We start from the raw sequence: 21543 nt of genomic DNA, 5'->3' as shown, positions 1-21543 counted from the left end.
GCGGGAGTGCAGATGACGCGGCGGAACTCATGTCTCCTACTGGTCGCATTGATCGGCGGCTGGGGTATCGACGGTTGCGATCTGTTTCGCACGCGGGATGCGGAGCCACCGGACAGCGGGCGCTCGTCGTGGGAGACGCCGCTGACACCCGCTGACGTGCTGGACAACTTGGCGGCGTCGATGTTCGAGCACAACGCCGAGGACTATCGGCGGTCGCTGGATTCGCGCGATTTCGTGTTCGAGGCGGACGCGGTGGCGCTGGCGCAGGATCCCGCCCTGGCGGATTGGGGCTACGAGGAAGAGGTCAGTCATGTGGTGAGTTTGATGAGCCAGGGGACGCTGCCGTCGGACAGTGTGTTGACGGTAGTGTTTTTCACTACCGACGCCACGGTTTTTGGCGACAGCGCGCAGCTTACGACGGGCTATGCACTGACGGCGCAATTGGCCGTGAGCGGCGCGCCGCGCGACATGGCGGGCACGGCGGAGTTCGTGCTGGGTCTGGGGAGCGAGGGCTACTGGCAGATTCGCCGTTGGCGGGATTCGCGGACGGAAGCGCAGAACACGTGGAGCGATCTCAAATCACTCGTCAAATAGTTGTTTGCGGCGTGTTGCTGCTGGTGCTGGCGGGTTGCAAGAATCCGTTCGCGCCGAGTCTGCGGGGCGGCGCGGCGAGTCCGTTTACGGATGCGAGCACGGTGGGCGGTCTGCTGCAGAATTTTGTGACCGCGTACGAGCTGCGGGATTCGTTGCGCTACGCGGAGTTGTTGGACGACGAGTTTCAATTTCAGTATTACGATCCGACGTTGCAACGGACGGACGGTTGGTTTCGGGAGACCGACCTGCGGACGACGGCGCGGATGTTTCGTTCGTTTCAGAACATCACCTTGATCTGGGTCGGCCTGTCCGCCGCGGAAGAGGCGGTCTCGACACCGAACACGCTGGTGGAAGTTCGGGTCCAGTATCAGTTGGTACTGGACGAGCTCTCGCCGGTGATCGGATCGGCGCGGTTTACCCTGTTCAAGCCTGACGGGGGGCGATATCGCATCGTGCTCTGGCAGGATGAACTTTAATTGACACACCTTTGGAACCGACCATGCCACTCGCGAAGCGAGTTCAGAACGTCACCATCTCCCTGACTTTACAGATTACGAATCGCGCCCGGGAACTTGCGACGGCGGGGATCGACGTTGTCGATTTGTCCTGCGGCGAGCCGGATCATCCGACGCCGTTGAATATCAAGCAGGCGGGGATTGCGGCGATTGAGCAGAATTTTACGCGTTACACCTCCGCGGCGGGGATTCCGGAGTTGCGCCGGGCGATCCAGCGGAAGCTGGCCGACGAGAATGGTCTGCAATACGACCTTAATCAGATCGTGGTGTCGAGCGGCGCCAAGCATTCGATCGCGAATGCGATCCTGGCGATGATCGATCCGGGTGATGAGGTCGTGATTCCCCGGCCGTGCTGGCTCTCTTATCCGGAAATGGTGGAGCTGGCCGGGGGTACGACGGTGTTCGCCGACACGGATGCGGCGGGCGGCTTTCACTTGACGCCGCGGTCGTTGGAGCGGGCGTTGTCGCCGAAGACGAAGCTCGTGATCTTAAATAGCCCGAACAATCCGACGGGCGCGGCGCTGGATCTCAGCCAGATCGCGGCGCTATGTGAAGTGTTGAAGCGCTACTCGTGCTTCGTGCTTTCCGACGAGATTTATGAGCGCTTGCGTTTCGACGGCAAGCCGCACGCGTCTCCGGCGCAGATCGCGGGGATGCCGGATCGCACGATCGTGGTGAATGGGGTATCGAAGTGCTATTCGATGACGGGATGGAGAATCGGCTATGCGGCGGGTCCGCCGGCGATCATCGATGGAATATTGCGCGTGCAGAGCCAGATGACGTCGTCGTGCTGTTCGATATCGCAGAAGGCGGCGGCGGAGGGGATTTCGGGCGATCAGAGCGGGAGCGCGGCAATGGTTCGCGACTTCGCGCGTCGCCGCGACTTGTGTTATGAGATCCTGAGTTCGTGCCCGGGAGTCAAGGTCTCGAAGCCGGAGGGTGCGTTCTACTTTTTTCCGGACATCTCGAGCTATTTCGGCAAGCACGCGCACGGCGATCGCTTGAAAGACAGCCTTGACATCGCGCGCTATCTGCTGGAAGAAGTGCACGTGGCGACGGTCCCCGGTTCGGCGTTTCACGCGCCGACGTGTCTGCGGCTGTCCTACGCGAATTCGGATGAGAACATCAAGCGCGGTGTCAGCAAGGTATGCGAAGCCTTGACGAAGCTTAACTGACGAAAGCGATCAGCGGGAACTATGCCGACCTACGACTATCATTGCGCGAACGGACATCGCTTCGAGGAATTTCAGAGCATCGTGGCGGAGCCGTTGGAGGTTTGCCCGATTTGCGGGGGACGCGCGGAGCGCGAGATTTCAGGGGGCAGCGGGTTGATTTTCAAAGGCTCGGGATTCTACATTACGGATTATGCGAAGAAGCACAGTCCGGAATCGAAGGGCGTGAGTTCGGTGAAATCGAAGGAGGCGGTCGAGTCCGCGCCGGCCGCGAAGTCCGACAAGTCCGAGAGCAAAGGCGAGACGAAGTCCGAGAGCAGGAGCGAGACGAAGTCTGAGAGCAGGAGCGAGAGCAAGGGAACGAGCGGCTCGTGAAGTGGTTTGACAAACACGTGAAGCTGCGGGAGCAGATTCGCCACGGCCGGTTGCACACGGAGCAGAAGGATATCCTGAGTTTGCTGAAAGGCAAAGTGGCGAAGGAGGATGTTCCCGCTTGCGTGGTGGAACCGGCGGGAGACGCCGAGCTCGCGGATGCGCTCGCGTTTGCGGGGGAGAAGCAGATGCGAGTGGCGCTGTCCTCGGGTGGACGGCCGCTGGGGGTGAAGGCGCTCGGCGGTCACATGTTGATTCTGACGACGCGGCTGGCGGGTCCGCCGTCATTTTCGGCGGATCGACACTCGGTGCGGGTGGCCGCGGGCATGTCGGCGGAGGCGCTGTCGGTTGATTTGGCGCGGGCGGGCAGGCGGTGGCTTCCGTTGTGGCCGATCCCCGGCGGTGAGAGCATTGGCGGACTGGTGGCCACGGCCTGGGAGGGCTTGCGAACTTGGGGCCATGGCGGACTGCTGGAGAGTATTCGCTCGCTGGACTGGTTGAGCTATGACGGTCGCAAGTTCAGCACGGGCTCGGCGGCGAGCGGAATGAACGCGCCGGATGTCAGTCCTTTTCTGTACGGTTCGTTCGGCACGCTGGGAATCATCACGTCGTTGGAGCTGTCGCTCGAACCGGTTCCGGCCGAGCGCACGGCGGCGATATTTGAATTGCGCGATGCACACGACGCGGCCAAGTTGTTGACCACATTGCGCGAGATGGAGTCGCCGCCGGAAACGGCCGTCTATTGGGGTGCAGCGGCCACGGATTTTATTCGTCGCGGGAACGATAATACGATTTCCGATAGCGCGGAAGTCACGTTGCTGGCGGAATGGAATTCGGCGGTTGAATGGCCGATGGAATGGTTGCGATTCGCGTCGCCGGTCACGGACAGTCAGGCGATCCAGGCCTTGTGGCAGGACGTGTTCCGCATGCCGCGCACGGCGGCGCGGCTCTGTCCGGCGCGGGTTGAAGCGCGGTTGCGCTTACCGGCGGCGGGCTTGGAAGAGGTCGAGCGGTTGGCGCGGGAGATGGGTCGCGATACGAACCTTACGATCGCGGTTTGGGGGACGGTGGAAGGCGGTTGGTTGCAAATTTGGGCGTTGCAGCCGGATGAAGAAGCGCGCACCCATCGTCGAGCCGAGGAAGCGGTCGGGCGGATTGTGCAGATGGCGACGGAACTCGGTGGAGCATCGGCTCCGCTGCCGCCGGGCGCGACGTATCCGCACCGCAACGGCGAGGCCGCGACGGCGCGTGACCTGGCGCATACCGTGCGGAGCCTGCTGTTGAAGCGGTGCGATCCGGGAACGGTTTACATTCCGACGAACGCATCGACTTAGCGCATCCGCTTGGGTTGAGATAAGAGTAGAGGCTGTCCCGCGCGGGGCAGCCTCTGTTTGTTGTGGATTGAATCAGTCGCTACCGCAGCAGCAGCGCCTTCACGGTCTTCGGCGCCGAATGGCTTGAGCCTTGGGGTACGGCCACGACATAGTACACGCCGCTGGCGACGCTGACGCCGCGATCATCGCGCCCGTCCCACTGCACCTGCGTCGGCGAGTCTTTCGCCAACACACCGCGCCAGATTAGACCCACGCGTCGGCCCAGCGTGTTGTACACGGCGACTTCCAGCGGCTGCGGCTTCTGTGCGATCAAACGAATCGTCGTCGTCGCATTGAACGGATTCGGAAACGGCAGATCGAGCGACCACTCATCGGGGTTCAGATGCAGCCGCTCGCGAATATCCGGCGCGGCCTGCGGCGGCTCCGTCAGCCATGGTGTCACATGAATTCCCACATCCACGGTATCTCCCAAGCCCTCAGGATTCTCAATCGGATGGTACGGTCCTGACGGATCGCCCCAATAGTTGTTCGTCATGTCGTAATTGCCGGTGTCCGGGTCGAGTTCATAGTCAACGGCAATGCCGCTGTTGCCCTCGAACCAGTTGTTCCGCACGATGCAGGGCGGGCCAACCCCGACCGATCGGAAGGCACTCCCGATATTGTAGTCGCCCACCCGCGTGTTGAACCAGAATTGATTCCGCTCAATCAGCACCGCGCAGCCCTGCTGGGCGAACGTCTGCGACAACTGTATGGCGCCGATTTGGCCCACGCAGTTCATGATCACATTGTCGCGAATCTCCGCGTTCGGCTCCGACATCCAGATCGCGGGAATACCGATGTTGCTAACGTTGCCATCGAACCAGTTACGCTCAAGGATCGACCGATGCGGATTTGTCAGGTTCCCGTTGTTGCTCAGTGAGATGCATGAGCCATCCGACAAATCCAGATCGAGGAATACATTGTCAGAGATGGTGTGGGCGAACAAGGTCGATCTAATCACCGTCGCATTGTTCGACAGGGCGTGAATCCGCTCAAAGCGATTGCCGATGATAGCGCCATGACTGCGATACAACTCAATCCCGATGTACTGATAGCCCGTGTAATCGTGAAAGCTGTTGTAGCGAAAACTCACGTAGCTCTCCCGCGCCCCAATCTCCGGATCAACGAGTTCCGGGCCGAGGTCCATGCAGCCGTAGTTGCTGTGAACATCATTCCAAATGAACTCCGCCGAATCGCCAATCTGACCATTGAAAAAGAAGTAGCCCACGCCGATCGCTCCGCAGTTGCCCGCAAGCTCGCAGTTCGTGATTCGGGCGACGGAACCTTCGGCATAGAATGCGCACTGCTGATCACTCTGGTTGCCGAAGATCATGCAATTGGCGATCACCGGATGAGAATCGATGATGTAGAGGCCGCCGCCCCAGCGCCGCAAGTCCTCGGGATTTGGCGGGCGCACGCCGTGGCCGCCGGTCAGTGTGAACCCGGAGACCAGCGTGGCGCGCGTGCTTCCTTGAACACAGCAGAGCACACAGGCCGTGTCATCCGCCGCGTAGGATGAGGCATCGACCACAGTCTGCGCGATGGCGGCGGGATCACCGCCGAACAAGTACTCGCTGGCTAACACGATATCGTGGGACGGAAGATTCAACTTTTCAAGATAGGTCCCGCGATGAACAAGAACGGTATCACCCATCTGTGACGCTGAGATGGCGGTGCTGATCGCACTATACTGGCCGGGCACGTCGAGAATCGTGGCCTGGCCGGACAACGTGACCCCCAATACGAGGATCCCGATTACGCAAGTCAGATTCCGTCGCATGAGCGACTCCTTTGATCAGGTCGAAAAGCGTTGGAGAGCGAGGCGGCGCGTGAAGATGCTATTCGCCCTGCGGCCCTTCCTGATTGCAAGTATCGTTCGTATTGTTGATCCGCCCGGTCACCGGACCGCAGCTTGCATTCGTGGTCCGGGTCTGCGTTGCGGACACGTAGTACTGCTGGCCGTTGGTTGCTGTCCATGAGCCGCGCACACAGCAACTGGATGTGCCCATCGGTGTGCCGCTCGGGCAGTCCACATGCTTCATCACATAGTTGTCACCCGAGTGCTTGGCTTCCGCCGACCTGCTGCTGCAATTGAATGTCGAAGACGGACCGATGACATACGCGGATGCTGAGGTTCCGCCGCTTGCCGTCACTGCGCTTGACGAGCAGGAATTCCAACCGCCACCGCCATAGCTCGTGGAACACGTCGTCTCCCAGCTCCACCCTGCCGCCGCCAAAACAAAAACGAGCGCGAGTGCGCTCGTCGTGATGAGAAGGTCCTTCTTCATGGAATGTCCTCCTGAGTTCAGCCGAATACGACCATTCAGTCCGATATGAACGCCGGTTGCCCGGCGGAATTTGCATGTCGTGCCGCCCCGCTCCCATCGGGCATCGCGTGCCGACAGGACATAACCTACTACACCGGAGGGGGATTGTCAAGGGGTGACGATCAGAAATATGAAATCGTTCACTTGAGCCGAATTCACCAAGCCGCCACCAACATAATCACAAATTCGATTCAACGCAAGAGGCCGCTCCGGAACCCCGAAGCGGCCTCTCAGCAAGCGGCGGAGGGGTCAGGCTTTGATTTGTTTCTTCAGCCATTCGAAGGTGACGCTCTTGGGGCGCTCGATCGGTTCGCCCCAGGCGCGGTTGACGACGAGTTGCGACGTCAATCCGAGCACTCGCGACACGCCGAACATCACGGTATAGTACGAGTACTGGGTGATGCCGTAATGGTGAATGAGCGAGCCGGAAATTGCGTCCACGTTCGGCCACGGGTCCTTGATCTTCTGAATGGTCTGGAGGATCTTGGGCACGACTTCGTACACTTGTACGGCGAGCTTGAAGACCGGAGCGTCCGGGCATTCCTTTTCGCCGAACTGACGGAAGGCGACGAAGCGGGGATCGGTGATGCGCAGCACGGCATGGCCGTAGCCCGGAATCACGCGTCCGGAATCGAGCGTGGCATGGGCGAACTTGTCCAATTCCGCATCAGACGGATTGCCCTTGAACTTTTCGATGGTGGAATTGAGCCACTGCAGACATTCTTGATTGGCCAATCCATGCAGCGGTCCGGCGAGACCGTTGAGGCCGGCCGAGACGGCGTAGTAGGCATCGGACAGCGCGGAGCCAACACAGTGCGTGGTGTGCGCGGAGACGTTACCGCTTTCGTGGTCGCTGTGCAGCACCATATAGAGGCGCATTAACCGGGCGAGCCCGCCGTTCGGATCGGGGAGTCCGAGCAGGTACGCGTAATTTGCCGCCCAGTCCAGATCGTGGCGCGGTTCGAGCCGCGCGCCGAGGTCATACTTCCAGCGATAAACGGCGGCGGCGAGTTGCGGCACCCAGGCGACCAGATTCAGGCTGTCCTCGAGCATCGCTTCCCAGAGTTCGTCCTTCTTGATGCCTTCGTCGTAGCGTTTGCGGAAGACGGATTCCCCTTCGAGGGCGAGAATCAACGTATTGAAGACGGCCATGGGATGCGCGATCTTGGGGAAGGACGCGAGCACTTCCCAGATGTACGCCGGCACTTTGGCGCGCGCCGTGAGATCGGCTTGCAAGTCTTTCAGCTCATCGGGGGAGGGTAATTCACCGGTCAGCAACAGCCAGTAGATTTCTTCGGGCAGTTTCCACGCCAGTTCGATGACGGGGAAATTCCGGATGATCATTCCGTGATCCGGTGGAACCGTTGAGGTATCGCACAGCAAGCTGTTGATACCGCGTTGTCCGCCGAGCAGTTGCCCGACGGTCACCTGACCGATGACCTGATCCCCGTGTGACTTACCGAATTCTTTGATTTCGTCGCGGTACTTGGGGTAGGAGCGGCGAAGTTTTGCGAGCAGGAGCGACATAGCAGATCGACCTTTCGTATGGACTTTGAGGGGAAGGGCGCGCGACGTGGCAGCACTGACGCTGCCAATCGTTGACAAGATGGTGAAATTGCGGCGGAAAATCAACTCGGCGTCTGAGCAGAGTCGCGCAATACGTTGTTTGACGAACGAGAACGGAACTTTTCGCGGAGGATAGTTCGGAAGCGCCAAAAGAACCATGCGATTCGGTGCAAGATGTCGATTTGTGAAAAAACTAACAAACAGAAAATTGTTCACGATACTACTTGACCATGTGGCAGCAAACTCATAAATTGACAAAAGCTATCCAATTTTGAATGGGCACTCCGAACTTGGCATAAACATCACATTTTTAAAAAGTTAGCAAGCAGTTTGGAGATGCGGGCAAAGGATTTTCAGAAATCGGATGGAGGTTTTTGCGAATGTTCAGCAGGATTGTTATTTTGGTGTCGGTGTTGGGGTTAGTCGAGACAAGTCTGGCCGATCGGCGCAACTTTGTCTGGACATACCAGTACCAGACGATGCCGGCGGAGGCGACGGAACTGGAGTTTTATCAGACGACCCGACTGAACGACGTCGATCGCTGGGAGTACCGGTTTGAGGTTGAGCACGGCCTAACGGACCGTTGGGATTTTTCGGTCTATCAGATATTTGCCCAGTTGGAGAATCAGGATCTGAAGTGGGATGCCGTCCAGTTTCGGACTCGCTACCGGATCGGAGAAGAGGGGCAGTATCCGCTGGACCCGCTACTCTATTTGGAGTACAATCGTCCGACGAGCAGCCATCGACCGAACAAATACGAGGTGAAACTGATTGCGGCGAAGACCGCCGCACCGTGGCTGATCGCGTTCAATCCGGTGTACGAGTTATTCGCCGGTCCGGATACGAAACATGAGCTTGGGCTTGACGCGGCAGCTTGCTACGAGTTTTCGCCGCGATTGAGCCTGGGCTTGGAATCGACGACGCGTGTGGAGTTTGAGGAGGGCGAGACGGTGACGGCGAGCTATGCGGGTCCGACGGTATCGATTGCGTCGGGGACATGGTGGTATTCGCTGGGCGGCGCGCTGCGCGTGAGCACCGACGGCGATGACGCTCGCGTGCGGTTTTTGATGGGGGTCGGACTCTGAGAGGTGCGCTGCTGCTGGCCTTGGCTCTCTTGTGCACGGGCTGTGCGAAGAGTGGTGGCGGCGTCCGGATGTCGGCGGGCGAACGTTTGTACCGCGCGAACTGCCGGTCGTGTCATTCGCTGCGCCGGCCGGAGTCGCATGCCGATAACGAATGGCCGCGGTTGGTCAAGCGGTACGGCGACAAGATCCACCTGACCGCGGCGGAACAGACCGAGATCATTCAATACCTCATGGATGCGAACTGAGATCGAATTGCGAATCGAGCACGCGTTGATCGATCGGATTGTACCGGGGGACGCGATTTGACGCGCGTCCCGCCGTTGCTGCTGCCCGGGCAATTGGATCTGTTTGCCGTCCCGTCAATTCCCGTTTCGGAAGTTGCTCTGCCGACGATTCCGGGTCGTCGCGCGCGTCACGAGCCGAAGGGGCATATCTACAATCTGGCGGTTCACTTTGGCGTCGTGAACCGGGTGATCTTCAAGGGGCAGCTGGAGGCACCGACCTTGCGCTGGTCACGGAACCGCTGGCGATACACGCTGGGCCTGTGCGACGTCAAGAAGCGCGTCATCACGCTGAATGTATCATTGGACGATGCGCGGGTGCCGGACCTGGTGGTGGCGGCGGTGCTGCATCACGAGATGTTGCACTTGTATTTCGGGATTTCGGAGGGTCCGAACGGTGGGCGGCGTTTTCACACTCCGCAGTTTCGCGCGGCGGAGCGCGCCTTTCCGGGCTACAGTGATTCCGAAAAATGGCTGGCGACCAATTGGCCGTTGCGCGGTCGTCCGGCCAAGAAGCCGCGCGAACAAGACGCGAGTTTCTTGAGTTATCTGAGTACGATGGATCCGTTCACTCTACCGCCCGTGCGTAAATTGCCGGATCGCGTAGAATCGACCAGGCTGGAATTTCCTGACCGTTGATCGTGGCGCCGACGGTGAATCCGATGGAACGGTCGAGGCTAAGCGAGACGGAGCAATAGTTGGTGAGGCTGAGATTGAGGGCGCGACGAACGATGGGCTCGCCGATGCCCTCGCCGTCGATCGTCGCATGGAATTCCAGGGTCCGCAGGACTTTCGGGGGCGCCGGGAAGCGCGTCGCGGACACGTCGATGATGAGCCGGCGAATTTCGTGACGGGCCTTTCGGATGATGTTTACGACGTCAATGGCGACGCAGCCGGCGCAAGCGGTGACTAGCAGTTGAACCGGGTCATTAGCGCCGCCCCCGCCGCCTGAAGATTCAGCGGTATCGATCGGGATCAGGTGGTTGGAATTCGCTTTCCCGATGAGCGTATTCCCTTCGAGGAATCGGACTTTGGCGGACGTTGGAACCACAGTAGGTTCTCCGGTGTAGAATAGTCAACCCGGGGTTGACTTGGAGTGAACTTGTGAAGCGGATTTTCAGTTTCTGTCTGATTTCGATACTGGCTTTCAGCGGCGGCTTGGCGCGGGCGGAGGACGCGGCCCCGGCCCTGCCGGTGCGCGCGGTCTTAAATCTGACGGCGATCGCGGCCGGTGGAAGCGCCGAGCTTGGCGTTCTATTTGATGTGCCGAAGGGGCACCATATTACGGACGTCGAATACGGACTGTTCTTTGTTGAGACTCCGGACACCTTTGGTTTGGATTTCGGGACGGCGGCGTTTCCCGCGGGAATCAAGTTTCACGACGAGCGCGCTTACCGCGGCAAGAATCTGGTGCGGATTCCTGTGCAGGCGGCGGCGGACGTGCCGGCGGCAATGTACAGTGTTCCGATCAAGATTGGTTACCAGATCTGTCAGGAGTTCGGTCAGGAGATTTGCTTCCTGCCGGAAGAGCGAGAGCTGACGCTGAACGTGAATGTCGTCGCGGCCGGGACGAAGGTGGACGAGGCGAACGCGGACGTATTTAAGTCCGCGGCCACGGCGAGTGAACCGGAGCGGAAGCTCAAACGTTCTTTAGAAGACCGTTTGATGGCGGCCCTGGAGCAGGGATCCTGGATGGCGTTCCTGATCGCGTTTATCGGCGGCGTGCTGGCGAGTTTCACGCCCTGCGTGTATCCGGTGATTCCCATTACGATCGGGTATATTGGCGGATCGAGCGGGGGCAAACCGTTGCGCGGACTGGGGCTGTCGGCGATCTTCGCACTGGGAATCGCCGTGGTTTACAGTTCGCTGGGGCTATTTGCAGCGGCGACGGGGAGTATTTTCGGATCCATCTCCGGCTCACCGCTGGTCAATGTGGTAATCGCGCTTGTATTCGGCCTGATGGGTGTGAGCATGCTGGGTGTGTTCGACATTGCGCTGCCCTCGGCGCTTCAGACGGCGCTCAGCGGGGGGTCGAGCCGGCGCGGATTATTTGGTCCGCTGCTGCTGGGAATGGCCTCGGGGCTGGTGATGGCGCCGTGCGTGGGGCCGATCATCGTGGCGCTGTTGGCGTGGGTGGCGAAGACGGGTAATCTGTTTTACGGATGGGCGCTGCTATTTGTGTTTTCATTCGGACTTGGGTTATTGTTCCTCGTAATTGGCACATTCTCCGGCGCGATTCAGGCGTTACCGCGCGCGGGTGCGTGGATGGAAGCGGTGAAGAAGGGGTTCGGCTGGATCCTGCTGGCGGGAGCGCTGTACATGCTGCGGTTCGTGGTGCCGGAACCGTATTACACGCTGGCGTGGGCGGTGCTGCTGGTGATTGCATCCGTTTTCCTTGGCGCGTTCGATTCGCTCACGACGGATTCGACTTCCGGGCGACGACTGGGGAAGGCGGTCGCGTTGCTGATCTTCCTCGTGGGCGCGATTTCGATGTTCAAGGCGCTGGGGCCGCGGAGCGGCGTAGTCGAGACCGGCGGGACGGAGGTCACATGGCTGGTCAATGAGGAAGAGCAGGCACTGGCGCAGGCGCAGACGGAGAGCAAACCGTTGCTGATAGACGTTTACGCGGATTGGTGCGCGGCCTGCGTGGAGCTTGACGAGCGGACCTATATCGTGCCCGACGTGGTGGCGCGGGTGGACGGATTCGTGCGGTTGAAACTCGATTTCACGAAGGAGACCGAGTGGGTGAAGGAGATGAAGGCGAAATACAAAATCACCGGGATGCCCACGGTGATTCTTTACGATGCAACGGGCGATGAAGTTACGCGGTTTACCGGGTTCAAGCCGGCGCGCGATTTTCTTTCGCTGCTGGACGAACACAATCTTTAGAGGAGCGGAGTAAGGTGTCCAATCTGTTACCGGTGACCGACGCGAATTTTGCGGAGACGATATTGAAGGCGGATCGACTGGCCGTGCTGGACTTTGGGGCGGAGTGGTGTCAACCGTGCAAGAAGATCCACGCGATGCTCGAGGAGCTGGCGCCGACCTGGAAGGACCGGGTTGTGATCGGCGAAATCGACATTTCATCGAGTCCCGAGACGCCGCGCAAGTACGGCGTGCTGAACATCCCGCAGGTGCTGTTTTTCAAGAACGGTCAGTTAGTGGAGACGGTGACCGGAGTATTGCCGAAGGCGAAGCTTGAGGAGAAGCTGCGGAATCACTCGGCATAATCGCGCATCGCGAACCGGATTATTTCTTCTTAACCGCGGTTTTGGCTGCGGTTTTGCTTTTCGGATTCTCCGCTTCGACGGGCGGCGGCGCGGGCTCCGGACCGGATCCGCCGAGCGCGGCGAGCTTGGTCCGCATGTCGTCGAGTTTTTCCTGGATGCGGGCGCGATCCTTGTCCGCATTTCGCGCGATTTGGCCGGCGTGCCCGGCGCGCAGGAACGCACCGCGGTTGAGCGTGTACTGCGTCTGCGTCAGCTCTTTTTCCATGATTTGGATTTTCAACTTGAGATCGCGGATTTTTTTCTCGGTCCCATCATCCATTTGCGGAATCTCCACGGTAGGGGCTGACGCCCGATTGGTCACAGTAGAATTGAATCAGCGGACGTTGCACGGGCGGAGTATCGGCAACGGAAATTGCGCGTTCGCAGCGCAGCAGTGTCGCCGAGACGTCGTGCTCACCGCTCCAGAGTATGGTGGCGATGCGCTCGCCACGGTTGACATAGTCGCCGCGCTGGTGATCGAAGACGATGCCCGCGGTGTGGTCCACGGGATCGCCGGCGGCAGCGCGTCCGGCTCCGAGGTCCACGAGTGCGAGGCCGATTTCGCGGGGCGCGATTTCGGAAAGGTATCCGCTTCGCGCGGCCCGCAATTCGTGGGAATGAGCGGCGCGAACCCGTTCGTCGTAATGGTCGATCACGTCGGCGGCGGCACCCTGCTCCGCGGCAATGGCCTTGAACTTTTCGTAGCCGGCGCCGCTGGCCAACGTGCGGTCAAAGAGAGCGGTCGCGGCCCGTCGGTCAGCCGCTCTACCGCCGAGCAGGATCATCGCGGAACCGAGCGCGCGGCAGACCGTGAGCAGTCGTTGATCGCCGGTGCCGGTTCGCAGCAAATCGAGACTTTCGCGGACTTCGGGAGCGTTTCCGCAGGCGCGCCCGAGCGGTTGCTCCATGTCCGTTCCGAAGACTACCGTAGTGACCTGTTCGTCGCGTGACCAGGTGACCAGCGTCTTCGCGAGACTTTCCGCGGCTTCGCGCGACGGCAGAAACCCGCCGGAGCCGATCTTGACATCCATCACGAGTGCGTTCGTTCCCTCCGCGATCTTTTTGGAAAGAATGCTGGCGGCAATCAGCGGCGGAATGGCGACGGTGGACGTGACATCGCGCAGGGCGTAGAGCTTGCGGTCCGCGGGCACGAGTTCGTCGGTTTGCGCACCGAACGCGCCTCCGGTGGCGCGGATGACGCGCCGGAACTCGGCATCGTCGAGTCGCACGCGAAAGCCGGGAATGCTCTCGAGTTTGTCGAGTGTTCCACCGGTGTGGCCGAGCGCGCGGCCGGAAATCATGGGGACCGGAACTCCGGCCGCGGCGACGACGGGAGCCACGATCAGGGAGGTCTTGTCGCCGACGCCGCCGGTGGAATGCTTGTCCACTTTGACGCCGGGAACGGAGCTCAGATCGAGGCGCACACCGGACGCGACCATCGCGCGCAGAAACGCGCGGCCCTCGCGGTCAGTCAGGCCGCGAAAGTAGGTCGCCATCAGTAACGCGGCCATCTGGTAGTCGGGCAGCTTGCCGACAGCAAAGCGGCTGATCAGATGTCCGATCTGCGCGTCGGTGAGTTCTTCACCGCGCTGCTTAGCCGCGATCAATTCGACGATCAGCATGCGGGGTCAGCGAGCCTGCGTTGGGATGCGCATTCCATCATGGATAACGGCGTCCTTTTCGACGATAACCAGGCCGTCGCGCACGCAATACCCATCGCCGTCCATGTCCGCGGCTCCGGCGCCGGGGTCGATGGTGACGCCGTAGCCGATGCGCGCGTTTTTGTCCACGATGGCGCGGCGAATGGTGCTGTCGCCGCCGATGCCGACATCCGGTCGCCCGCTTTCACGATTGACGTTCAGCGTTTCGGGGGATTCGTAGTAGTCGGCGCCGACGAGGATGCTGTCGGACACCGTGACGCCGCTGCGAATGATCGCGCGCGCGCCGATGATCGAATGCTCGAGGGTCACGCGATCGGCGTGCGCGCCTCCGCAAACCAGGGTTCGCTTGACCTGTGCGTCATGGAGTCGCGCGCCGGGCAGGAAGCGCGGGCGAGTGAACAGGCGCATTTGGGAATCATACAACTCGTAGCGCGGGTGCTCATCGGTCAACGCGAGATTAGCGTCGTAGTACGACTGGATCGTCCCGATGTCCTCCCAGTAGCCGGAGAACGGGTACGCATAGACGCGTCGGTGATGGATCGCGCGCGGAATCACATGCTTGCCGAAATCGGAGCCGCCCTCGTGTTGCAGCAGGTCTTCCATGGCATCGAAGCGAATGATGTAGATGCCCATGGACGCGAGATAGACCGGGCCGGCGGAGCGGCCGCCGTCCCCGGGACTCATGGCCGGACCGAGTTCCCATCCGCGAAAGGCCTCGCGTGACGAAGGTTTTTCCATGAATTCGACGACGCGGCCTTCGCTGTTCATCTTGAGGATCCCGAATCGCTGCGCCTGTTCGGCGGTGACCGGGACGGCGGCGATGGTCACATCCGCGCGCGCCTGACGATGCAGGGCCAGCATGACGCGGTAGTCCATCCGGTAGATGTGATCGCCGGAGAGAATCAGCGCGTCCGTGGCCTGCGTCGGTCGTAAGTGGCGCAGGTTCTTGCGAACGGCATCAGCGGTGCCCTGAAACCAGTCGGTGCTGTCGAGCGTTTGCTCGGCGGCCAGCACGGTAACATAGCCCTCGCGAAACGCGTCGAAGTTGTAGGTGAGCGCGACGTGGCGGTTGAGCGAAGCCGAGTTGAACTGCGTCACGACGAAGATGCGATAGACACCCGAGTTCAGGCAATTGGACACGGGGATGTCGATCAGGCGATACATGCCGCCGAACGGCACGGCGGGTTTGGAGCGATGTTTGGTCAGCGGGTGCAGACGGGTGCCGCGTCCGCCGCCGAGAATAATGGCTACGGTTTGATCCATAAATTCGGGAGTTACCGGGGAGCGGAATTGAGCAGGTCGATGAGTGTGTTGACAAGCCGCAGAGCTTCGGGCTCGGTGCGGGCCTCGGCGAAAATGCGAACGATCGGTTCGGTGTTCGAGGCGCGAATCTGCGCCCAGCTGCCCGGCAACGTCCACTTCATCCCGTCCAGCGTACCGGGTTCGCCGAACGGCGAGTGTGCGTGCACGTGGGCGAGCGCGGAGCGCAACCGCGCGAGATCGGAGAATTCCTGCTTACGTTTGACCATCGCGTAAGCTGGAAGCGAGGCGAAATAATCAGAAGCCGGGCGTCCGGCATCGAGGAGCGCTTGCAGCGTGAGGGCGACGCCGACGGCGCTGTCGCGCGCGTTATGCACGGCGGGATACATTACGCCGCCATTGCCTTCGCCGCCAATCACCGCATGGTTCGCCAGAATTCCTCGCGAGACGTGGGCCTCGCCGACCATGGTTTCGCCGCACGCTGCGCCGTACTTCGCGGCGATGTCGTGTACGGCGCGGGACGTGGAGCAGTTGACGACGACCGGTCCCGATTCATATCGCAGAACAGTATCGACGGCGCAGGCGAGGGTCAGCTCTTCACCGGCCGGCCGGCCGTTTTCAAGAATCAGCGCGAGCCGGTCGGCATCGGGATCGACGACGAAGCCGATTTCCACGCGAGCCTCGTGCATTTCGCGGCCCACTTCCCGTAAGTTCTCGGTTGTCGGCTCCGGATTGCGCGGGAACCGGCCGGATGGCTCGACGTGAAAGCCGACGACATCACATCCCAATTCCGCGCAGAGCAGCGCGAGCATTTCGCCGCCGGCCCCGTTGACCGCGTCAATCCCGACGCGGAACCGGCGCGCGACGATTCGTTCGCGTGCGAGAAAGGGAATGCGCAGCGCGGCATCGACGTGACGGCGCACGGCCTGCTCGTCCTTTTCGTAGGTTCCGATCTCGCCCGCGCGGACTCCGAACGCGGTCTTCGACTCGACCGACTTTCGCAATTCGCCACCCTCCCGCTCGTCGAGGAAGAAGCCGTCGCCGTTGAAGAACTTAAGCGCGTTCCACTCCAGGGGATTATGACTGGCCGTGATCGCGATGCCGCCGCGCGCGTGATGGTGTTCGACGGCGAGCTGGATCGTGGGTGTCGAGACGATGCCGAGATCGATGATGCGGCAACCGGAATTGGCCAGCCCCGCGAACGTGGCGGCGCGCATCATGACTTTGGAGACGCGACTGTCTCCGCCGACGACCACCGGACCCGGCCGGCGGGCACTTCCGAAGGCTTCCGCCCAGCGCAACGCGATCTCGGCGGTGAGGGAATCGCCGACGATGCCGCGAATCCCCGCCACGGAGACCATGAGCGGAGATTCACTCACCATTTCCCCGGCCAATTCGTTCCGATATGATCGGCGAGCGCTTCGAGGAACTTGCGGTCGTCGTCGGCGTACGCGCCGACTTCCCGGCCATCGATGTCGATCTCGCCGATGAGCTTGCCCTTGGCGCGAATCGGCGTGACGATTTCGGAGCGCGTCTCGGTGAAACAAGCGAGGTAACGCGGGTCCGTCTGCACGTCATCGACGATGATGGTCTTGTTTTCGCGGACCGCGGCGCCGCAGACGCCTTCGCCGACGGGAATCGTGGTATGTTCGGTGGCGTCCCGCCCGGACCAGGGACCGAGCACGAGTTTGTCGCCTTTCAGCCAGTAGATGCCGACCCAATCGTAGCGCGAGTCGATCTCGCGCAGACAGGCGCAGATGCTCTGGCACTCTTCGCGGAAATCGTCGCCCTCGACGCCCTCGAGGAATTCAGTTAGAGTTATCATCGTGGGTTCTCGTGTGATTCACACCATTCCAGAAACTGTTCGGCCGGCCAAGTGGAGGGGCAATCGCGCGCGGTGAGCGGACCTTTGGCGGCGACGTCCACGCCGTAGCGAATATCCAATAGCCCCTCGATGCGATGCGCATCGGGATTGATGGGCAGGGGTACACCGGCGGCGGTCGCGGCGGCAATCCAGCGCCAATCGAGATCGAGTCGATAGGGGTTAGCATTCAGCTCGATTGCCTTGCCGTATCGCGCGGCGTGCTCGATGAGCCGTGGGGGATCAACCGGGTATCCGGGGCGTTCGAGCAGCAGCCGGCCCGTGGGATGACCGAGCACGTCCACGTGCGGATTCTCCAGCGCGCGGCAGAGACGCGTGGTCGCGTCATCTTCCGTCATGTTGAAACCGGAGTGAATGGACGCGACGACGAAATCGAACCCGGCGAGCAATTCGTCATCGAAGTCGAGCCTCCCGTCGGCGAGGATGTCGCACTCGGTGCCCTTGAGGATGCGAAACGGAGCGAACTCGCGATTCAGGTTGTCGATCTCGCGCCACTGAGCTCGCACGCGATCCGGTGCGAGGCCGTTGGCATAAGCCGCGGCTTTCGAATGATCGGCGATGCCGAGAAATGAATAGCCTCCGGCGCTCATGGCTTCGGCGAGCTCGCGCAGCGTGTGGTGACCGTCCGAGTAAGTCGAGTGGCAGTGCAGAATGCCGCGAAAGTCGGCGAGCTGGACAGGTTGCGGGAAGCTGAACGAGCCGCGGGAAACCAGCGTGCCTTCGTCTTCGCGGAGCGCGGCGGGGACCGGTTCGAGTCCTAATGCCAGATAGATGTCCGCGTCAGTTTCAACGTGCACAGGAGCGCCGTCGGCTCGGGTGAGCCGGTCGGCCTCGAGCTTGAAACCACGTCGCTGCGCGAGTTCTCTGAGCGCGCGGTAGTGCGGCTTTGAGCCGGTGCAGAGCAGCGTCCGCGCGGCGATTTGCTCCGGCGGGATGACGGACAACTCGATTTCGAAGCCCTGCGGACCGACGCCTTGCCACAGTTCATTGTCGGTCGAACTCCAGTTGACCGAATCCAGCGAGCGCAGCGAATTCCGCACAGTGGCAAGTTCGGCGCTCGCGGCGACAACAATGGTATCGAGATCGCCGATGGTCTCCATGCCGCGCGCGAGACTGCCGCCGAAGATGACGTCTCGAACTTCCGGGATGGCGACGATCGCGGATCGCAGTTGTTCGGCGAGGTTCAGTGCGTGATGGCGCAAGTGCCTTCCGGCGGCGGAGCGCAGAAAGGCGACGCTCTGCAGATACTTGTCGGCGGTCTTCGCGCCGAAGCCCGCCAGTCTCTGCAACCGGCCCTCGTGGATCGCGCGTTCGAGGGCACCCAGATCAACGATGTTCGCGTCTTTCCAGAGCGCGCGGGCTTTCTTCGGACCGAGGCCATCCACGCGCAAGAGGTCAAAGACACCGGAGGGAACTCGCTGCTCCGCTCGGGCGAGATCGCCGAAGGTCCCGGACTCCTGCAGTTCGCGGATGGCGGCTGCGACCGCCTTACCGACGCCTTTGACCGTTTCCAGCCTACCGCTCGAGCTCAGCTCGTCAAGCGATTCGGTCTGTGCTTCGAGGCTACGCGCCGCGTTGACGAAGGCTCGCGCGCGAAACGGATCTTCGTCGAGCAAGTCGAGACAGAGCGCATATCGCTCGAGGCGGGCCGCGGCGTCCTGTCGGGTCATGACTTACTTGAACAACCAGATGAAATCGCGCATCAGCGCCGGGAGGTCGTCGGGTTTGCGTGCCGTGACCAGATTCTCGTCAACGACGACCTCTTCGTCCACCCAGGTCGCGCCGGCGTTGAGCATGTCGTCTTTGATAGCGGCGTAGCTCGTGACTCTGCGACCGCGCAGAATGCCGGCGGAGCACAAGACCCAACCGCCGTGGCAGATACAGGCGATCGGCTTGCGCAGCTCGTTCAGGTGCCGCACGAGCTGCAGCACGGATGCTGACATGCGCAATTTGTCGGGCGCCCAGCCGCCGGGAATGACGAGGCCGTCGAGTTCGCGGGTGTCGAGTTGTTCGATGTGCGCTTCCGCCTTGGCCGGATAGCCGTACTTCCCTTTGTACTCGGTTTGGGTACCCGTTCCGATCAGCATGACGCGCGCGCCGTCTTCGCGCAGACGGTAGTACGGGTACCAGACTTCGAGGTCCTGGTAATCCTGCTCGATGAGCACGCCGATCGTCTTGCCTTGCAGTTTCACTTTGCCTCCCTCGCGATGATCCTGCGAAATAGTTCCGGCGCATTCATGACGAACACGCCGCCAATGACCAAGATACCGCCGATGATGAGCGAGCCGCGAATGACTTCGCCCAGAATAACCGTGGAGAGCGCAGTCGTCACCACGGGTTGCGGCGACGTGGCGATGGCAACCTGTGAGGGGTCGATGCGTTTCAGCAGGGTGAACCAGACGGCGTAGGCGACGCCGGTCAACAGGATCCCGGCATAGAGCGCGCCGGACCAGCCGATCCAGGTCAGCCGCGAGTAGTCCTGCATGGCGGCCGGAACTCCGAGAAAGGGCAGACCCATCAGGCTGCCGAGAATCAGACACATCGTGGTGGCCTGCGTGGCGCCGTATCTATGGACCAGCGGTTTCGCCAGCACCGTGTAGCTGGCCCAGCCCATGACCGCCGCAAGGACGATCAGATCACCGGCGAAATTCTCGGTGCCGAGAATCTGCGTATGCTGGCCGGAGATCACAATGGTGACTCCGGAGACGGCCATGATGATGGCCGCGATGCGCGACTTGCGCAGGTGTTCCCGGCCCAACATTACTGAGAGCAACACAGTGAAGACCACGGTGCAGCCGTAGAGCAGGGCGGCATGCGACGGTACCGTGAACTGCATGCCATAGATATAGCCGACTTGATTGATCGGGACGGCCAGCAAGGCTAATCCGCCGATTTTCCACCAATCCCCGCGATCCACCGGCTGCCAGGACTTGAACGTCAACATGAAAGCAACGAGGGCGATCAGACCGAACAGCAGCCGCCAGAAGCCGAGCGCCATCGGCGTGAACTCGCTCAGGGCAAGCTTGGTCATGATGAAGCCGCCGGAGGCAATGAAGACGTGCGTGGCCATCAGTCCATAGACGGTCAGTCGCGAACGGAAGTGCGTGCTGATAAGTGGAGTGTGTGAAGACGATCCGATTGGACGGAAGGCCGTAGAGTCGCACGGGCTTGTGGCCCGGATGATTTCGCCGCGGCACCCGTCCCCGGGCGCCCGGTATCTGGGAAGGAACTTACAAATTTGAAAAAGAGTCGGGCGCGAATTGCGCTGCTTCCGGCGGGGTGAGGGCACCCCGCTCGGCGGATTGTAGTTTGAGCAGCACGCCCGCACGCGAGTGCGCCCGGAGATGCTTTTGGCGTTCCGGCGGGGTGAGGGCACCCCGCTCGGCGAATAACGCGGGACACAGTGCCTGCTCGGCGACTGTATTTTTTCCGCAGTTCTTAATCGATCCCGAAGATGTCGAGCACGGCGCGGGTGTCGCTTAGATCGTCGATCACGACATCGCCTTCCGCGGCGCGAAGTTGATCCGCGGAGAACGCACCGCCGGTGGCGACGCCGAGCGTTCGCGCTCCGATGGCTCTCCCGCCCTCGATGTCGTAGATGGTGTCGCCGATGACCCAGGTGTTGTTGAGGTCAAAGTTGCGGGCATAGTGGACGCAGGAGTTGGCGACGGCATCGCGCATGATCTCTGTGCGGACTTCGTGCCGGTCACCAAATCCGCCGACGGGGAAGTAGCGATTCAAATCGAAATGCCCGATCTTCAACCGCGCACCGTCCTCCATATTGCCCGTACCGAGCGCGAGCGCGGGCTGATCGCTCGACGCGGCGAGCGCAGACAGCAACTCCGGGACCCCCGGGAGCAGCCGTTTGCGCTCGCTGGCGGCGATGCAAGCCGGAAGTTCTCGTAAGTAGTGGGGTCGGAACTCCTGATAAGCGACGTTCCAAGTCTCGCCGAGGCCGCTGGCGGCGAAGCAGTCGCGGAAGATCATCGGATCGGTCCGGCCGTGCATGGGGATGTCGCTGATCTGAGCGGGAGTTCCGAACGCCGCGCGGAAGGCCGCGTCGAAAGCGCGCCGGGTCGCGCCGTCCAGGTGCGTCAGCGTACCGTCAATATCGAAAATGAGTAGTTTCACGCGGATAGACTAAATTCATGGCAGCCACGGTCTCACCGTAATCTACAGTATCCGG

The 21543-nt window shown here is 61.2% G+C and carries 23 protein-coding genes; 10 read left to right on the top strand and 13 right to left on the bottom strand.

The genetic code is table 11. The annotated features are described in order from the left end of the window. Positions 1 to 12 precede the first annotated feature (12 nt). The 5 genes from HZB60_08385 to HZB60_08365 are packed head-to-tail and all read left to right on the top strand — an operon-like array spanning position 13 to position 3987. Positions 13 to 594 (top strand): hypothetical protein, encoded by a 582-nt coding sequence (locus HZB60_08385; GenBank protein ID MBI5059780.1) that lies wholly within the window; start codon positions 13 to 15, stop codon positions 592 to 594. After that, positions 564 to 1070, top strand: coding sequence for a hypothetical protein (locus HZB60_08380; protein MBI5059779.1), 507 nt, complete (start codon positions 564 to 566; stop codon positions 1068 to 1070). Before HZB60_08385 ends, HZB60_08380 begins: the two co-directional genes overlap by 31 nt. Positions 1071 to 1093: 23 nt before the next feature. Beyond that, on the top strand, positions 1094 to 2284 hold the full coding sequence (locus tag HZB60_08375; GenBank protein MBI5059778.1) for a pyridoxal phosphate-dependent aminotransferase: 1191 nt from the start codon (positions 1094 to 1096) through the stop codon (positions 2282 to 2284). Between the two features lie 21 nt (positions 2285 to 2305). Then, on the top strand, positions 2306 to 2656 hold the full coding sequence (locus HZB60_08370; protein ID MBI5059777.1) for a zinc ribbon domain-containing protein: 351 nt from the start codon (positions 2306 to 2308) through the stop codon (positions 2654 to 2656). Further along, positions 2653 to 3987 carry an FAD-binding oxidoreductase gene (locus HZB60_08365; GenBank protein MBI5059776.1) on the top strand — a complete coding sequence of 445 codons (1335 nt, stop codon included), beginning with the start codon at positions 2653 to 2655 and terminating at the stop codon, positions 3985 to 3987. The genes HZB60_08370 and HZB60_08365 overlap by 4 nt, the downstream gene beginning before the upstream one ends. 79 nt (positions 3988 to 4066) lie before the next feature. Here HZB60_08365 and HZB60_08360 read toward each other — a convergent pair whose 3' ends face one another. From HZB60_08360 to HZB60_08350, 3 genes are all read right to left on the bottom strand, one after another. Next, a complete protein-coding gene (locus HZB60_08360; protein MBI5059775.1) occupies positions 4067 to 5806 on the bottom strand; it encodes a hypothetical protein in 1740 nt (579 codons plus the stop codon). 58 nt (positions 5807 to 5864) lie between these two features. Next, positions 5865 to 6314 carry a hypothetical protein gene (locus tag HZB60_08355; GenBank protein MBI5059774.1) on the bottom strand — a complete coding sequence of 150 codons (450 nt, stop codon included), beginning with the start codon at positions 6312 to 6314 and terminating at the stop codon, positions 5865 to 5867. A gap of 288 nt (positions 6315 to 6602) precedes the next feature. Next, positions 6603 to 7880: a citrate (Si)-synthase gene (locus tag HZB60_08350; GenBank protein ID MBI5059773.1), complete on the bottom strand. Its 1278-nt coding sequence runs from the start codon at positions 7878 to 7880 to the stop codon at positions 6603 to 6605. Positions 7881 to 8299: 419 nt separating this feature from the next. Between HZB60_08350 and HZB60_08345 the strand changes: the two genes are divergently transcribed. The 3 genes from HZB60_08345 to HZB60_08335 are packed head-to-tail and all read left to right on the top strand — an operon-like array spanning position 8300 to position 9924. Then, the gene (locus HZB60_08345) at positions 8300 to 9004 is read left to right on the top strand and encodes a hypothetical protein (protein ID MBI5059772.1); all 705 of its coding nucleotides are present in this window, start codon (positions 8300 to 8302) and stop codon (positions 9002 to 9004) included. 20 nt (positions 9005 to 9024) lie between these two features. Next, the gene (locus HZB60_08340; protein ID MBI5059771.1) at positions 9025 to 9249 is read left to right on the top strand and encodes a cytochrome c; all 225 of its coding nucleotides are present in this window, start codon (positions 9025 to 9027) and stop codon (positions 9247 to 9249) included. 57 nt (positions 9250 to 9306) lie between these two features. Further along, positions 9307 to 9924, top strand: coding sequence for a SprT-like domain-containing protein (locus tag HZB60_08335; GenBank protein ID MBI5059770.1), 618 nt, complete (start codon positions 9307 to 9309; stop codon positions 9922 to 9924). On the opposite strand, the gene HZB60_08330 is transcribed toward HZB60_08335, so the two are convergent. Then, positions 9854 to 10336, bottom strand: a complete 483-nt coding sequence (locus HZB60_08330; GenBank protein MBI5059769.1) for an OsmC family protein — start codon at positions 10334 to 10336, stop codon at positions 9854 to 9856. The genes HZB60_08335 and HZB60_08330 overlap by 71 nt on opposite strands. A 53-nt stretch (positions 10337 to 10389) precedes the next feature. On the opposite strand from HZB60_08330, the gene HZB60_08325 reads away from it, so the two are divergent. Together HZB60_08325 and HZB60_08320 are read left to right on the top strand one after the other, a co-directional pair. Then, entirely contained in the window at positions 10390 to 12174 is a 1785-nt protein-coding gene (locus tag HZB60_08325) for a thioredoxin family protein (protein MBI5059768.1), read from the top strand. Positions 12175 to 12188: 14 nt separating this feature from the next. Then, positions 12189 to 12515 carry a thioredoxin fold domain-containing protein gene (locus HZB60_08320; protein ID MBI5059767.1) on the top strand — a complete coding sequence of 109 codons (327 nt, stop codon included), beginning with the start codon at positions 12189 to 12191 and terminating at the stop codon, positions 12513 to 12515. Positions 12516 to 12534: 19 nt separating this feature from the next. On the opposite strand, the gene HZB60_08315 is transcribed toward HZB60_08320, so the two are convergent. The 9 genes from HZB60_08315 to HZB60_08275 form a co-directional block, all read right to left on the bottom strand. Beyond that, entirely contained in the window at positions 12535 to 12780 is a 246-nt protein-coding gene (locus HZB60_08315) for a hypothetical protein (GenBank protein ID MBI5059766.1), read from the bottom strand. A 46-nt stretch (positions 12781 to 12826) separates the two neighbouring features. Beyond that, positions 12827 to 14176 carry a thymidine phosphorylase gene (locus tag HZB60_08310; GenBank protein MBI5059765.1) on the bottom strand — a complete coding sequence of 450 codons (1350 nt, stop codon included), beginning with the start codon at positions 14174 to 14176 and terminating at the stop codon, positions 12827 to 12829. Between the two features lie 6 nt (positions 14177 to 14182). Continuing rightward, positions 14183 to 15478, bottom strand: a complete 1296-nt coding sequence (locus HZB60_08305) for a glucose-1-phosphate adenylyltransferase (GenBank protein ID MBI5059764.1) — start codon at positions 15476 to 15478, stop codon at positions 14183 to 14185. A gap of 11 nt (positions 15479 to 15489) precedes the next feature. Beyond that, positions 15490 to 16857, bottom strand: a complete 1368-nt coding sequence (gene glmM, locus HZB60_08300) for a phosphoglucosamine mutase (protein ID MBI5059763.1) — start codon at positions 16855 to 16857, stop codon at positions 15490 to 15492. Continuing rightward, the gene (locus HZB60_08295) at positions 16851 to 17300 is read right to left on the bottom strand and encodes a GAF domain-containing protein (protein ID MBI5059762.1); all 450 of its coding nucleotides are present in this window, start codon (positions 17298 to 17300) and stop codon (positions 16851 to 16853) included. Before HZB60_08295 ends, glmM begins: the two co-directional genes overlap by 7 nt. Then, positions 17297 to 19027 (bottom strand): DNA polymerase/3'-5' exonuclease PolX, encoded by a 1731-nt coding sequence (polX, locus tag HZB60_08290; protein ID MBI5059761.1) that lies wholly within the window; start codon positions 19025 to 19027, stop codon positions 17297 to 17299. Before polX ends, HZB60_08295 begins: the two co-directional genes overlap by 4 nt. A 3-nt stretch (positions 19028 to 19030) precedes the next feature. Continuing rightward, complete coding sequence (locus HZB60_08285; GenBank protein ID MBI5059760.1) at positions 19031 to 19549, bottom strand: type 1 glutamine amidotransferase; 519 nt, start codon at positions 19547 to 19549, stop codon at positions 19031 to 19033. Then, positions 19546 to 20427: an EamA family transporter gene (locus tag HZB60_08280; protein MBI5059759.1), complete on the bottom strand. Its 882-nt coding sequence runs from the start codon at positions 20425 to 20427 to the stop codon at positions 19546 to 19548. Before HZB60_08280 ends, HZB60_08285 begins: the two co-directional genes overlap by 4 nt. Positions 20428 to 20795: 368 nt before the next feature. After that, positions 20796 to 21488, bottom strand: coding sequence for a haloacid dehalogenase-like hydrolase (locus HZB60_08275; protein MBI5059758.1), 693 nt, complete (start codon positions 21486 to 21488; stop codon positions 20796 to 20798). Between the last annotated feature and the right edge of the window lie 55 nt (positions 21489 to 21543).

The organism is candidate division KSB1 bacterium, assembly GCA_016214895.1.
Classification (GTDB): Bacteria; Electryoneota; RPQS01; order RPQS01; family RPQS01; genus JACRMR01.
Note: the sequence above shows the minus strand (reverse complement) of the source record. Positions and strands in the feature narration are given on the sequence as shown.

Excerpts from the sequence above, each read along its gene's own strand:
- HZB60_08345 (MBI5059772.1), top strand. The coding sequence starts at position 8,300 with ATGTTCAGCAGGATTGTTATTTTGGTGTCGGTGTTGGGGTTAGTCGAG.
- HZB60_08280 (MBI5059759.1), bottom strand. The coding sequence starts at position 20,427 with ATGGCCACGCACGTCTTCATTGCCTCCGGCGGCTTCATCATGACCAAG.
- HZB60_08350 (MBI5059773.1), bottom strand. The coding sequence starts at position 7,880 with ATGTCGCTCCTGCTCGCAAAACTTCGCCGCTCCTACCCCAAGTACCGC.
- HZB60_08355 (MBI5059774.1), bottom strand. The coding sequence starts at position 6,314 with ATGAAGAAGGACCTTCTCATCACGACGAGCGCACTCGCGCTCGTTTTT.
- HZB60_08305 (MBI5059764.1), bottom strand. The coding sequence starts at position 15,478 with ATGGATCAAACCGTAGCCATTATTCTCGGCGGCGGACGCGGCACCCGT.
- polX (MBI5059761.1), bottom strand. The coding sequence starts at position 19,027 with ATGACCCGACAGGACGCCGCGGCCCGCCTCGAGCGATATGCGCTCTGT.
- HZB60_08295 (MBI5059762.1), bottom strand. The coding sequence starts at position 17,300 with ATGATAACTCTAACTGAATTCCTCGAGGGCGTCGAGGGCGACGATTTC.
- HZB60_08375 (MBI5059778.1), top strand. The coding sequence starts at position 1,094 with ATGCCACTCGCGAAGCGAGTTCAGAACGTCACCATCTCCCTGACTTTA.
- HZB60_08310 (MBI5059765.1), bottom strand. The coding sequence starts at position 14,176 with ATGCTGATCGTCGAATTGATCGCGGCTAAGCAGCGCGGTGAAGAACTC.
- HZB60_08370 (MBI5059777.1), top strand. The coding sequence starts at position 2,306 with ATGCCGACCTACGACTATCATTGCGCGAACGGACATCGCTTCGAGGAA.
- HZB60_08315 (MBI5059766.1), bottom strand. The coding sequence starts at position 12,780 with ATGGAAAAAGAGCTGACGCAGACGCAGTACACGCTCAACCGCGGTGCG.
- HZB60_08385 (MBI5059780.1), top strand. The coding sequence starts at position 13 with ATGACGCGGCGGAACTCATGTCTCCTACTGGTCGCATTGATCGGCGGC.
- HZB60_08360 (MBI5059775.1), bottom strand. The coding sequence starts at position 5,806 with ATGCGACGGAATCTGACTTGCGTAATCGGGATCCTCGTATTGGGGGTC.
- glmM (MBI5059763.1), bottom strand. The coding sequence starts at position 16,857 with ATGGTGAGTGAATCTCCGCTCATGGTCTCCGTGGCGGGGATTCGCGGC.